Origin of the sequence: Paraburkholderia yinzeri (assembly GCF_046581065.1) — a bacterium.
GTDB lineage: Bacteria > Pseudomonadota > Gammaproteobacteria > Burkholderiales > Burkholderiaceae > Paraburkholderia.
Genome location: NZ_JBFOCJ010000001.1, coordinates 69,078 through 82,477, shown reverse-complemented (window position 1 = coordinate 82,477; position 13,400 = coordinate 69,078). Strand labels below are relative to the sequence as shown.

Genomic DNA, 13,400 nt, shown 5'->3' with positions numbered 1-13,400 from the left:
GGCAGGCGCGCGCGTTTGTGCGTAGGCGCACGGAGCCGCGGGGCCGCTGAATTTTATATTTGCCTTACACGGAGAGAGCAGACCCTTGAATAAGGAGGCATTCCATGGATCCTGTCGTGTTCGACGGCGCGTTTGGCTGGTTGCATCCGGCAGGCGGCAGCATGGGTGTCGTGTTGTGCAATCCGTTCGGCTACGACGCGCTGTGCACGTACCGCGGATGGCGCAAGCTGGCCGAGCGGATCGCGGCGGCCGGGTTGCCCGTGTTGCGGTTCGACTACCCGGGCACGGGCGACGCCACCGGCATGGAAGACGACCCGGGCCGCGTTCAGGCATGGCTCGCGAGCGTGGAGTCCGCCGTACGGCATCTGCGGATGTGGACCGGCGTGACGCATGTGGCGCTAGTGGGCCTGCGCCTTGGCGCCACGCTTGCCGCACTCACGGCGCAGCGCCTTGGAACGGTGAATGCGCCCGGTGTGGACGCGCTTGTGCTGCTTGCGCCAACCGTCACGGGACGGCGCCATATCCGCGAACTGCACGCGCACCGGCGGAGCTGGATGAGCACGTCGGCGGACCCCGGCGCGGCGTCTGCCGGCGAGACGCCGGACTATGTGGAAGCCTTCGGCTTTGGCCTGCACGGCGAGGATATCGCCGCGCTTTCCGCCGTCGATCTGATGCGCGACACACAGGCGCCCGCGCCGCGGGTGCTGCTGCTCGATTCAAGCGGCGCGACTCTCGCCGCATCGCTTGCCGCGCATTACACGAGTCATGGGGCGCAGGTCGAGCTCGGCGGCTTTGAGGAGTCCGACCGTTTTCTGCGCGAGACGCTCTACAGCGAGGAACCCGTCGAGGCATTTGCGCGTGTGAGCGCGTGGCTGGTTGCGCAAGCCTCGGCCGCTACGGAAGGGGCGGTGGCGTTCGGCCCGCGCGCTTGCCCGGCGCCGGTCGAAGGTCGGCCCGCGCTGCGCCTCGAGCGTCATCGCGCAACCGAACAGCCGGTACGCTTTGGCCACTGCTTCGGCATCTATTGCGAGCCCGATGTACCACGGGCCGGCGCGCCAGCCGTGCTGCTCCTCAACACAGGGTCGGCGCATCGTATCGGAGACGGGCGATTCGCCGTGCTGCTCGCGCGGCGGCTCGCCGAGCGCGGTGTGGCGTCGCTGCGCATGGACGTCGGCGGACTGGGCGACGCCTTGCCGGCAGCGCCCGAAGTGACACTCGACATGCTCTATTCGATGGAGAGGCGCGATGACGCCGCGACCGGCGCCGATTGGCTCGTGCGGCGCGGTCATGCGCGCGTGGCTGCCTTCGGCGTGTGTGGCGGTGCGTTCGTGAGTCTGTATCTGTGCGCGCTGCATCCGAACGTGGTTGCGGCATACGGCGTGAATCTGCAAAAGTTTACGTGGGACACCGCCGCACGCGCGCAGGGCGAGCAGAGCACCGTTTCGTCGAAGACCTATCTGAGCGTTGCGTTGAGCCTCGAGCGGTGGAAGCGTGTGCTGCGCGGCCAGAGCAAGAATAATCCGCTGCGTATTGCGGTCTTGCTGGCGAAGCGCAGCCTGCGCCATGCGCAGTCCGTGCTCACGCATGCGATCGAGCGCAAGACGGGGTGGCCCGTGGCAGCCAACGCGGCGCGAGCGCTCCTGCGTGGCATCGACGCGAAGCACGTGCAACTGCGGCTCGTCTACGGTGAGTTCGATCTTGGCCTTGAAGAGGCGCGTATTCATCTGGGCGCTTCGTTCGCCGCGCTGCGTCCCCTGACGAACGTGCATGTCGGGACGCTGCCTGGCCTCGACCACGCGCTTTTTACGCGCGAGGCGCGTGACGCCGTACTGGCCGATTTTGAGGCATGGGTGTGCTCAGGGCAGGTGAGCGAATGCGCGAGTGCCGAGGGGCACGCCTTCGCCGCTGAACCTGCCGCAGGCTCCGTTGCGGGGGCGCTTCCGGGTACCGGGGCTTGCATCGGTTCGCCTGCGCGCAGTTGAGCGGCAGCACCGTGGCGTCGGCCTGCGTTGCGGCGCGAGGCGCGATTGTCCGCTGACCGGCTATGCGGACGATGCGCCTGTGCAGCGATAGAACACCGGCGCAATCGCATTGATCGCGCGGACCTCGCCGTCGGGTGTGGTGCCGCTTGCGCTGGCGTCGAGCGGTATCAGATCGACCGCGACCGGCCGGTTCGGCGGCAGATGGAACCAGTCGCGCTGCGCGCGGTAATGCGCGTCGGCGACATGGACGCTGCGCGCGAAGCGGCGCGCCTCGATCACGAGTTGCCAACCCCGCTCAGAGCGCCGCGGCGTGGCGACGATACCGCTCTCGTGCCGTTCGAGTGCGCGCCGGTCGGGAAGGTGGAATGCCTCGGAGACGACCGCGCCGCTCGCCGGATCGCGCAGCGTCGCAATCGTTACGTCGTGCGCGCGCGGCCCGAAGCGATACGCATGCGTAAAATCGAAAAAGCGACCTAGCAGGTCCGCCGCACACACGCGTTGCGTGCTGCGCGGTGCGAGCTCGACCGCGCGCGAAGCCTGCGCGACCGTCACCGCGCCATGGTGCAGACAAACGAGTTCGAGCTGCAACACCAGCGCCTTGTCGCGCTCGTTGATCAGGTGCATGTCGAGGCCGTTCAAGCCCTCATCGGTGATGACGATCTGCACCGGCTGAAGCGCCTGCGCGAGCCCATGCCACGCGCTCTTGGGCCTGCCGCATGCGTCGATGACGCCCCAGCCGGCACCCGCGCGCAGGTCCTGCAACTGCCAGACGAGCCCGCCGCCACACGACGAGCCGGCCCGGCGCCATTCTGCGAACACGTCGGTCATGAGTTCAGCCACGACCGCGCGCGCGAGATCCAGATAGCGCTGCGGATCTTCGTAGCGCACCTGCGAGGGCTCGACGCCGAAGAGCGTTCGCACGTAGTGATCGCGCACGTCGTCGAAATCCCAGCCGGCACCGGGATCGCGCGGCACCGCCGCCTTCCAGCGCGGGTCGTGCGTGTGGATCGTGCCGAGCGCGTCGTGCAGCGTGGCGTCATCGGGTACATTCGCGAATGCGAGGCACTCCGAAGCGAAGCGAACCGCGGAGCGGCGCACGTCGTCGAGCGGGCGCTGATACGCGCTCACGCCATAGTAGTGCGTGACGCCCGTGCGCGTCGAGAACGGCCAGGTGCCTCCCGAAGGCGAATTGCTCACGTAGGATACGTCGGGACGCTCGCGCGTGACGATGGCCGGCAAAAGTTGCGTGAAGAGCGCTTGTTCGCGCATCTCGGGCGGCAAGCCGAACATCGCACCTTGCTGGTCGGCCTCGCTGCCGCCGCACAGCACGGCGAGCGCGGCGTAGCGGCGCGTGCGTGCAAGAAATTGCCGCGCTTCGGTCTCGACGGCGGCGCCGAAGGCCGGGTCGGTGGGGTAATCGAAGTTGGCAAACGCGAAGTCCTGCCAGACGAGGATGCCCGAGGCGTCGGCCAGCCGATAGAACGCGTCCGACTCGTAGACCATCGTACCGCCCACGCGGATCATGTTCATACCCGCGTGACGGGCGAGCGCGAACGTGTGTTCGAGTTGCGCGGCGGTGCCCGTGAGCGTCGCAAGGTCGGCGCTGGTCCAGCATGCGCCGCGGCAGAATACCGGCACGCCGTTGATGCGCAGGGCGAAGCCCGCGCTATCGCCCCCGCGCTCCACCTCGATGGTGCGAAAGCCCACTTCGCCGAGTGCGATCGCGCGGCCCGCGAGGCGCAACGTGACGGCATGGCGCGTGGGCGCGCCGTGCGTATGCGGCCACCAGCGTTCGGGGTGCGCCACGCGCAGCGTGCCGCATAGCGTACGCGCGTCGCGCCATTCCAGCGCGGTTTGCGCGTCCGAGCAATGGAGCGTGGCCGGGACCGTGCTGTCATGGTCGTGCACGAAGCGCACGGTGAGGGCCACGATGCCGTCGTCGCCTTCCATCGACGTTCCCAGGTCGACGTCGTGCAATGCCTCGCGCGCGTCCGAGAGCAGTTCGATGGGCCGCCACGGCCCGGCTGCTCGCAGGGAGGGGCACCAACCGGGCATGTGCCCGAGCAGCGTCGCGCGGACGTTGCGCAACGAGGCGGGCGTGACGAGGCGCGGACGCCAGCGCGGGCGCCCGCGCCTCGCGGCGAGCGCGGGTTCGAGCGAACGGAAGCAGAGCGCGAGCGTGGCCGCGCCGCGCAGTTCGAGCTCGACGTCGTGCGCGACGAACATCGAATCCGAACTGAGCAGCAGGCGTTCGTCCAGCCACACTTCCGCGATCGAAGCGAGACCGTGCAGGCGCAGGCGGCGCACGCCGTGACCTGTCAGCGCGAGGCGATACCAGTGGTCGTGCGACGCGAGCGTTTCAGCCTGTCCGGCGTCGAGCCTGCGCGCCGCGCGCAGCGCCGAGGCGATCGTGCCCGGCACTTCGGCGTCGAGCCAGTCTTCGGCGCGCGTGGCGGCCTCCAGCCCGGCTGGCGAAGCGCATGCCCCGGCAGGCGTCGAGACGCATCGCCAGCCTGCGCTGAGCGGGACCGGCCAGAGGTTGTCGTCATCGGCGCCATGCGGGGCTTGCGGCGCGCCGGCGGCCCGCTCGTTCATGTCGGTCGGCAATTCACGCACGTGTCACCCCCCTGGGCGGCTCGATCTCGCGGCACCCTATCACGCCATCAGCGCGGCGAGCGGTTCGAGCGTGCTTGCGTAGCCCGCTTCCAGCACGTCGAGGCAATCGTCACAGGTGTCCCGACGCTTGCGCGCCATCGCGCGGACCAGCCTGAACTGCATCACCATGGCGTCGGATGCCACCTTTTGCGCCGATGCCGAAATGGCTTCCGGAATTGCCACGCCGTTTGCGTTCAGCCACTGCAGATACCTGGAGAGGAGTTCGAAATTTGCGCCGAGCTGCCTCATCAGGTTGAACGAATAGGGGTGGAAATACCCCTCGCCGCGCTCAAGGAGCATATCGAGCTGTGCCGGAAAGACCGTGCGCCACTCCGTTACCGGATTGCGCCGCGGGCGCCGCGCGAGGTGTTCGCGCAGCCGCTCCGCGGAGGCCTGGGCGAGCGCCGCGCCTTCGAGCGGTGCCCGCACCTGCTTGGCAAACTCCACATAGGGAAACAGCAGGTCCGCCTGCCCGGCAAACTGCGGCAGCTTGCGGAACACGCCGTCGTAGTCTTCTCCGTCGAGGCTGTGATAGGCCGTATTGTGGAAGTAGCCAAGGCGTTTCGCCGCCGGGTCGATGAAATCGATGCCCACGGTCGTCTTCGGATGCTCGCGCCGGTACGAGGTGGCGCGCGTGTTGGGCAGATAGAAGCCGTCCACCTCCACAAGCACCGTGTGGCCGCGACGTGTCTGTGCGAGCACGCGGTCTTCGAGCGAATCGTAGATCGCGAGCTCGGTTACCTGCGTGCCGTACAGGCGCTCGATGTCTTCGAGCGGGAACTTGAAAAACGTGAACTGGTCGCCTTCGAAGTCCTGCGCCACCGTGAAGGCGAGCGCCGCGCGCGGATCGAAACCCATGCCGTGCAGCAACTCGATCCACAAGTCGATGTAGCAGTTGGTCTCCACCCACACGCGCTCGCCCTGGTGCAGCGCGTGCGAGACGTGTTTGCGCATGCCGGGCCGCACGGTGCTTTCGGTTGCGAGCGTGGCGGCGGTCGGGGAGGGCGCGTTCATGCGCTCAACTCCGCGAGGCCGTGCTCGATGTGCGCCTTCGTGTCGCCCCACAGCAATGCCCGCACTTCGTCGGGCCAGGCGTTCGTGTTGAGACCGTGATGCCGGAAGAGCGCAAGCGTGATGCGTTCCATGCCGAAGCCGACGCAGCCCGTGTGCGCGGTCGAGCCGTCTTCGCATGCGATTTTCCAGATCGCCCCGAAATGATCCATGTGATAGTTGAACGAGAGGCATGCCGTCTTGCTGTCCGGGTTCGCCACCGGGATCAGCAACTCGAACTTGAGCGCCTGGGTACGCTGGCTGTCCGCGACGATCTTGCCGCCGCGCCCGAAGAACGGGTCGTTGGCGAGATCGACCTCTACCGGCAGCTTGAGCAGCGAGACCAGCAGCGAGCCGCGGTCGATCCACATCTGGCGGAATGCCTGCACCTGATCCGGATGCCCGAGGCGCACGTACTCGCGCTGGCGGAACATCTGCATGCGTGCGGGATCGAGCGAAGGCTCATGGCGGAAGCAGTACGAAAGCACGTCTACGGTGCTGCCGTTGGCGGGCAGCGCGCCGCGCCGCGCCACGACCGGATAGAGCGGATAGCAGGCCGCGGGCGTCAGCACGACACGCGTGGGCTTTTGCTGTTCCATCCATTCGGGATCACGGTCGTCGTCGCTGCGTTGCATGGCGTCGTCGAGACAGCGCAGCAGGCGCATATGCCCCGCGTCGTTGCCGCAGAAGGAATGAATCGTGCCGGCGAGTTGGGGGAAGTTCTTCAGGTACTCGCTGTCCTCGAAGTCGGCACGGCGCATGGCGGGCGGAAAGCGCATCACTTCGGGGTGCTGATCGGCGCCCAGATGCGTGATCGCCACGTTCAGGCGGTCGACCACATCCTCGAACACCTGGCTGCGGCCATAGAGGCCATCTTCGCCGGTGTCGATGAGGAGGCCGCTCGCGATCAGCTCGTCGCGCAAGGATGGCGCCGCTTGCGGCTCGGCATTGGCTGCGGCTTGCAGCGCGGCGGTTTCGGTCATCGTGTTCATCTCAGACTCTCCCCGGGGTGGCTGGCCGCTGTGCGAGCAGCAGGCTTGCGGTGTTTTGGGCAATGCGGTCGTTGTTGATCATGAGCGGCGCCGAGTACAGATCGCGCAAATGGCGGCCCACGCTGTATTCGGTGCCGTTCTTGTAGCCGGCCATGCCGCAGATCATCAACACTTCCTGCACGACGTCGAGCGCCGTGGCGGAAATGCTCGTCTTCAGCGTGTTCATGTCCGAGGCGTAGTGGAGCTGCGCCGCAAGCGGGGCGTCGGCGTCGTTGCTGGCGAGGCGGCCTTCTTTCGCCGTGCGCGCGGCATCGAGCGCGACCGCGAGGCGTGCCTGCATCATCTGCAGGAGTCCTACGGCCTGCGCGAGACGCATCCCGGCGGGCGGCACGGAGCCGGGCTTCGCGCGCGCCTGGGCGCGGAAGAATGCTTGTGCGCGGTTGACGGCGTCGGCGGCGACGCCGGTCCACACCGCAGCCCATAGCGTGTGCGAGACGGGCAGCATGGTTTGGTCGGCGATCTCGGCGAAGGGCGTGGGGAGGATCTGCTCAGCGCCGCCCTGCGCCACGAGGCGAAAGCCTTCGCTGCAGGTGCCGCGCATCCCCATCGAGTCCCACTTGCCGCGCTTTTCGAGTTCGAGATCGGCGTGCAGGGAAACGATCAGCACCTGGTCGGAGGCGGGCGATTCTGCCGTGCGCCGTGCAGTGACGAGAATGCCGTCGGCGTGTGCGCCGTAGGAGATGGTGGGCGCCATCTTCTCGATGTGAAAGCGCCCATCGGCCACTTCGGCGGCGCAGGCGCTCGTGCGCATGCTACCGCCGATGTTCTCCTCCGACGTCGCCGACGCGAGCAGCCATTGCTGCCCGACGAGTTGCGCGAGCACGTTCTGGTGCCATGGCAGGTGCGCGCCGTGCTCCATGATGCACGCCACCTGAATCTGGTGCATCGCATAGATCATTGCGGTCGAGGCGCAGCCGTGCGCGAGCGTTTCGCAGATGGCCGCGATTTCGGCCAGCGAGAGGCCAATTCCGCCGAAGCGCGCGGGAACCATCGCCGAAAGCAGGCGTTCCGACTTGAGCGCATCAAATGCTTCTACGGGAAAGCGTGCCTCACGGTCCACGTGGTCGGCATGCTGCGCGGCGATCTGGGCCGCGCGGCGCGCGGCTTCGCGCCAACCGTCCGCCGGATTCGCCGCAGGGGCGTTCGCATGATCCGCCGCGCCGGCGAGGGTGTGCCGTTCCGGTTCGACGGCCGCATCGGTGTGCGGGGCGTTCATGCGGCCGCCTTCGCCTGTTGCAGTTCGGTGACCGCGGCAGCAAGCGAGTCGATGCTCGAAAAGAGGCGCCGCGTGAGCATGCGGTCCGGAATCTCGATGTCGAACTCGTCTTCGATGGCGAGCATCAGGTGCACGGTCGCGAGCGAAGACAGGCCCGCGGCGTAGAGATCTGCGTCGTCGGCCAGCGTTTCGGCCGGCACATCGAGACGGGCGGATTCGGAAAGAATGCGTCGCAGTGCGATTTTCATGGAAAAGTACCCCCTCCGGTGAATGGCGCTTCGATATGGGTGTGCGTTTGCGCTATGGGCTGCGCGGTATTGACCGTATTTAACGGACAGCGGCCTGCCGGCGTCGGTGCGGCAGCGCACTCAGACGCGCTTTGGCAAGCGGACCTTGCCGTGACGTTGCAGATTGCGCGTGAACCCGCGAGGCGTGTGTGTGCAGGCGTACAGATGCCGCCGATGCCGTGGTCCGGCAAGCGTGCTGCGGTACTACCATGCGTCGTGTGGGCGTTTGCATGCCGGTCGCGATGCCGTGCCCGCAGCAAGCCAACGACGAGGAGACGGGCCATGAACGCATACGGGATTGCCACGAGCGCAGCGGCCGCGCGCGAGGCGCACGCGTTTCAGGACGCGCGCGAAGGCGCGGACGCGGTAGCGGGCGTGGTAGCGGGCGTGGCGGCGCAAACGTTGCGGCCGGCCTGTGAGGACAGCACGCCGCCGCGTTTCGACGAGCGGCGTCTGCGCGACGCGCTCGGGCGTTTCGCCACGGGTGTCGTGGTGATCTCGACGGGCAGCGGCGACACGCTGCACGCGATGACGGCAAATGCCTTCATGTCGGGCTCGCTCAGGCCGCCGCTCCTCGTAGTGTCGGTCGGGCATCGCGCGCGTATGCACGAGCACCTCATGAGTGCCAGCAACTTCGGCGTGAGCGTCCTCTCCGACGAGCAGGAGCCGCACAGCCGTCATTTCGCGGGCGAACCGCAAGGCCGGCTCGCGCCGCAATTTACGCAAGCGGATGGCCTTGACGGCGTCATGCTGCTGGAGCGCGCGGTAGCCCGCTTCGCCCTGCGGATGAGCGACCGCCACGCCTGCGGCGATCACACGCTGTTCGTGGGAGAGGTGCTGGCATTTTCGCTCGACGATCGCGCGCCGCTCGTGTTTTTCGGCGGCCGCTATGCGGGCGTCGCGCAGGGGCGCTGAACGCGCGGCTTGTGGCTTGTGCAGAGGTTCATGGCGGAGATTGCCGGGGGAGAACCCGGCGCCGGAACCCTGTGCGTTCCGGCAGCGCAGTGGCCTCTTTCCCTAGATCGCCAGCACCATGAAGACACCGCACAGTCCGATCACGGCGCAGCTCGTGCGGTCCTTGAACGTGGCGACGATCGGGTCGTCGTGCATCTGTCCGCGAAACGCCAGCATCCAGATGCGGCTTACCCAGTAGAGCGTGAGGGCGAATACGGCCCACAGCATCTTCGGATGCCGATACAGCAGCTGCAGCTCGGGCGAATTCAGATAGAGCGCGAACACCAGCACCGCGAGATAGGCCGCCGAGGTGCCGAACGAGCGCAGGATCGACATATCCTGCGCGACGTAGCCCCGCCCGGCCGCCTCGGTCTTGCCTTGCTGGTTCATCGCATCGAGCTCGATGTAGCGCTTGAGCATTGCGAGACTCAGGAAGAGCGGCACGCTGAAGAGAATCAGCCAGTAAGACAGGGGAATATCGTTGCACGCGCCGCCCGCGATCACGCGCACGGTGTAGAGACAGGCGAGCGTAAAGACATCGATGAGCGTGAGCCGCTTGAGGACGAACGAATAGGCAACGGTGGCGGCCATGTAGGCGACCAGTACGGCGCCGAACTTCCAGGGAAGCAGCGAGGCGAGTGCGAGACCTGCCCCGAGCAATGCGATCGTCAGCACGATGCCTAGCGAGAGCGGCAGGTTGCCCGAGGCGAACGGGCGGCTGCGCTTGCGCGTGTGGCGCCGGTCGGCATCCAGATCCAGCATGTCGTTGAGCAGGTAGACCGACGACGCGCTCAGGCTGAACGAAGCGAATGCGAGGCAGGCGGCGAGCACCGCATGCAGGTCGCCGAAGCGGTGCGCGGTGAGGAGCGGCACGAAGATCAGCACGTTCTTGACCCACTGATGCACGCGCATTTCCTTGAGCACGAGCGGGATCAGGCGGCGCCGGTCTTCGAAGAAGACGATTTCGGTGTTGACTTTGCGTGCGGCCTTGGCGATCTGCCGGTTGCCGACCACGATCGCCTGGCGTGCGCGTCGCCATACGGGCACGTCCGCGCGCGCGTCGCCGCAATAGTCGAAGCCGTGTTCGCCGAACTGCTCGACGAGCGCAGCGGCCTTGTTCTTGCCGCGCAGGTTCATGCACGCATTGCTTGCGAGTACGCCGCTAAAGAGTCCGAAGTGTGCCGCCACCTGGCTTGCGAAGCGCTGGTTGGACGCCGTGCACAGATAGACCGGCCGGCCCGCCGAGCGCGCCTCGCGCAGATAGTCGACCAGTTGCCGGTTATAGGGCAGCACGCCAACGTCGAGCGTGACGCGTAGCGCAATCTGGTCTTTCAGATAGGCCTTGCCGCGCAGCAGCCAGAAGAGGCAAAGGAATATCGAAAGCGGTCGCTGCTTGAGCAGCACCAAGAAGCTCTCCAACAAGAAGTCGGTCTGTGCGAGCGTGCCGTCCAGGTCCACGCACAGCGGGATCGTCGGATTTGACATATCTATGCCTCGTCGAGCTCTTCGGCGGCGCTGCTGCGCGCCATGCTGGATTCACAGGCTGATCGTAGGGAACGGCCGCGCGCGGTTCTGTTCGCCAGCGCACGCCGCCCGCTCAGGCGAACACGAAGCGTTTGTCGAGCTGGTACTTCGCGAAGTAGCCGAGCACGAGGCCGAGTGCTCCGCCGGCGAGGCGCGCCGTTTCCGAGTGAAAGAGCGCGTCGCTGCCGAACTCCATGGCCCAGAAGATCGCCGTGGTCGCGAGCCCCATGGCGACGTAGCGCGAGAAGGTCTGGATGCCGTGCGTGACGCTGCGGTGCTCGTAGCGGAAGATCCACGCCTTGTCGAGCGCATATTTGACGATGAGCCCCGTGCCCGTGCCGATGCACACCGCGAGCGCTATCGCAAACGGCCCTTCGTAGAGACGCCAGACGATTTTCTGGCTGCCGAGGTTCGCCGCCATCGAGAGCAGCGCGAAAATTGCGTACCACGTGGCGAGCGAGGCGCGGCTCGCGGCGACCATGCTCACAGCGACACGCGCTTGAATACGGAGCGCGGCAGCGAGCGGATCACCAGCATGATCGCGCTCCAGAACCACGGCGTATAGAGCGTGTCCTTGCCTAGCGAGACGGCCCGCACGATGTCCGCGCCTACGCGCTCGGGCGTGGCCAGAAGCGGACCGGGCAGGGCGAGGCCCGCCGTCATCGGCGTATCGACGAAGCCGGGTTTGATCGTGAGAACGCGCACGTTCGACTTGAACAGTCGCGCACGCAAGCCTTCGCAGAAGGTCGTGACGGCGGCCTTCGCGGCGCCATAGACGTAGTTCGATGCGCGCCCGCGTTCGCCCGCCACCGACGAGATCACCGCGATGGTGCCCGCGCGCTGCGTCTCGAACACATTGGCGAGGCGGGTGAGGAGCGCGATCGTCGAGAGGGCGTTGGTCGAAAATTCGAGCAGCGCTGCATCCACGTCGCGCTCGCAAAGCGACTGGTCGGCCAGCGTGCCGTGGGCGATCAGCACGATGTCGATGGAACCGAGGGTCGCGCGGCAGGCATCGAGCATGGCCGCGTGCTGTGCGGGGTCGTTCAGGTCGAGCACGTGCGTCTCGACGTCTCGCGCGCCACGCACGCGAAGGTCTTGCGCGACGGCGTCGAGCCGCAGCCCGTGGCGGCCCGCGAGGAACAGGCGTGCCCCGCCCGCGGCCCATCGCCGCGCGCATGCGGCGGCGATGGCGGAAGAGCCGCCAATGATCAGAATGTTCTTCACGATTGCGTAGTCCTTTTCCAGAAGCGCGACATCAACGCGGGATCGCGATGCCGCTCGAGTTCTTGCCAGGCGGGGTAGGCAGCGCGGAAATGCTCGCCGCTCATGTGTGCGTCTTTCGCGGGGTACTGGCGCCCGCCCGCTTCGGCCACGATCGCGTCCAGCCGCGCGAAGAGATCCGTATTGCGCCGTTCGTCCTGCGGGAAATCGAGCGCGAGCGAGACACCGGCCATGGGAAACGAAATCAGGCCGGGCGAGGCTAGCGAGCCGCAGCGTTTGAGCACGGCGAGAAACGAACCGCCGCCGCTCGTCGAGATCGTGTGAAGGATTGCGCGCAGCGCGTCGTGGGCACTTGCCTCGGGTATCACGCACTGGTGCTGCTGGAAGCCGCGCCGCCCGTAGATGCGATTCCAGTTGCGGATGTTGTCGAGCGGATAGAAGAAGCTGGCGGGGTCCATGCGCGCGAGTTCGATGCCGCGCTTCTGGCGTCGGTAATAGAGCGCATTGAACGCCTGCACCGTCGCGCGGTTCACGGGCGAGAGCGGGAGCACGAACGGCACGCTGCGGGTGGGCTTCGCGGGCAGCGAAAGGTCGCCGTCGCTCGCGTGGTCGCCGCTCGTGTAGATGCCGCGCCCAAGCGCCTTGCCGCGCGCGAGGCAGTCCACCCACGCCACGCCGTATTCGTGCGACGTTTCATGGCCGCGCGAAAGAGCGAGGAATTCCTCGAGGTTGGCGTAGCGCATGCGCGAGACGGCAATATGACTGGAACGCACCGGCATGAGCTGAATTTCCACCCATTCGAGTACGCCGGTGAGGCCAAGGCCGCCGATCGTCGCGCGAAAGAGCGCGGCTTCCTCGCCGGGCGAGCATTCCGCGGCCGGGCGGTCCGAGCGCAGTAGCGAAAAGCGGCGCACGTGACGCCCGAATGTGCCGCGTACGTGATGGTTTTTGCCGTGCACGTCGTTCGCCACGGCGCCGCCGAGCGTCGCGAACTGCGTGCCGGGCGTGACCGGCAGCATCCAGCCGCGCGGCAGGGCGACGGCGAGCAATTCGCCAAGCGTCATGCCCGCCTCGGCGCGCACGACGCCGCTCCGCCAGTCCGCGCCGATGAAGCGTGCGAGGCCGCGCATCGGCAGCACGTGGCCGGTGTCCGCGAGGCAGCTGTCGCCGTAGCTGCGGCCGTTGCCGAACGCGAGGGTGGTGCCCGGATGCGCGCAGGCACGGGTAAGCCGCGCGCCGATAGCGTCGCGCCAGGCGATCGGTTCTCCCGACTGGGGCGCATAGGGATAGCGTCCCCACGATTGCAGCTTGGATGCGCTCATGGATGGAGATGCCGTTTCGAATCTCCCTAATCCTGGCAGGGCGGCGCGGCGCCGACCGTTGGCAAGACCACAGACGGAGCGCGTTGCATGCGTGCGGCGCGCGGGCGGAGGTCCGTGCGGCATCCCACAGACCGAGC

At 67.1% G+C, this 13,400-nt stretch carries 11 protein-coding genes; 2 read left to right on the top strand and 9 right to left on the bottom strand.

What is annotated here, in order from left to right; genetic code table 11:
- Positions 1–104: 104 nt before the first annotated feature.
- Positions 105–1,982, top strand: coding sequence for an alpha/beta hydrolase family protein (locus tag WJ542_RS00340; protein ID WP_411186829.1), 1,878 nt, complete (start codon positions 105–107; stop codon positions 1,980–1,982).
- Positions 1,983–2,042: 60 nt separating this feature from the next.
- Here the strand turns inward: WJ542_RS00340 and WJ542_RS00335 are convergent, their stop codons facing one another.
- From WJ542_RS00335 to WJ542_RS00315, 5 genes are read right to left on the bottom strand one after another with little or no spacing between them, the layout of a single operon-like run.
- Positions 2,043–4,577 carry a glycosyl hydrolase 2 galactose-binding domain-containing protein gene (locus WJ542_RS00335; protein ID WP_411186827.1) on the bottom strand — a complete coding sequence of 845 codons (2,535 nt, stop codon included), beginning with the start codon at positions 4,575–4,577 and terminating at the stop codon, positions 2,043–2,045.
- A 60-nt stretch (positions 4,578–4,637) separates the two neighbouring features.
- Entirely contained in the window at positions 4,638–5,651 is a 1,014-nt protein-coding gene (locus WJ542_RS00330) for a DUF1839 family protein (RefSeq protein WP_411186825.1), read from the bottom strand.
- Entirely contained in the window at positions 5,648–6,679 is a 1,032-nt protein-coding gene (locus WJ542_RS00325) for an amino acid--[acyl-carrier-protein] ligase (protein WP_411186823.1), read from the bottom strand. The genes WJ542_RS00330 and WJ542_RS00325 overlap by 4 nt, the downstream gene beginning before the upstream one ends.
- Position 6,680: 1 nt before the next feature.
- On the bottom strand, positions 6,681–7,955 hold the full coding sequence (locus WJ542_RS00320) for an acyl-CoA dehydrogenase family protein (protein WP_411186821.1): 1,275 nt from the start codon (positions 7,953–7,955) through the stop codon (positions 6,681–6,683).
- Complete coding sequence (locus WJ542_RS00315; protein WP_411186819.1) at positions 7,952–8,203, bottom strand: acyl carrier protein; 252 nt, start codon at positions 8,201–8,203, stop codon at positions 7,952–7,954. The genes WJ542_RS00320 and WJ542_RS00315 overlap by 4 nt, the downstream gene beginning before the upstream one ends.
- A 426-nt stretch (positions 8,204–8,629) precedes the next feature.
- Between WJ542_RS00315 and WJ542_RS00310 the strand changes: the two genes are divergently transcribed.
- On the top strand, positions 8,630–9,157 hold the full coding sequence (locus WJ542_RS00310; RefSeq protein WP_411190433.1) for a flavin reductase family protein: 528 nt from the start codon (positions 8,630–8,632) through the stop codon (positions 9,155–9,157).
- Positions 9,158–9,259: 102 nt separating this feature from the next.
- On the opposite strand, the gene WJ542_RS00305 is transcribed toward WJ542_RS00310, so the two are convergent.
- The 4 genes from WJ542_RS00305 to WJ542_RS00290 form a co-directional block, all read right to left on the bottom strand.
- Entirely contained in the window at positions 9,260–10,681 is a 1,422-nt protein-coding gene (locus tag WJ542_RS00305; RefSeq protein WP_411186817.1) for a UbiA family prenyltransferase, read from the bottom strand.
- A 112-nt stretch (positions 10,682–10,793) separates the two neighbouring features.
- A complete protein-coding gene (locus tag WJ542_RS00300) occupies positions 10,794–11,201 on the bottom strand; it encodes a GtrA family protein (RefSeq protein ID WP_411190432.1) in 408 nt (135 codons plus the stop codon).
- A 2-nt stretch (positions 11,202–11,203) separates the two neighbouring features.
- Entirely contained in the window at positions 11,204–11,944 is a 741-nt protein-coding gene (locus tag WJ542_RS00295; RefSeq protein WP_411186815.1) for an SDR family oxidoreductase, read from the bottom strand.
- Complete coding sequence (locus tag WJ542_RS00290) at positions 11,941–13,263, bottom strand: FAD-binding protein (protein WP_411186813.1); 1,323 nt, start codon at positions 13,261–13,263, stop codon at positions 11,941–11,943. The genes WJ542_RS00295 and WJ542_RS00290 overlap by 4 nt, the downstream gene beginning before the upstream one ends.
- Between the last annotated feature and the right edge of the window lie 137 nt (positions 13,264–13,400).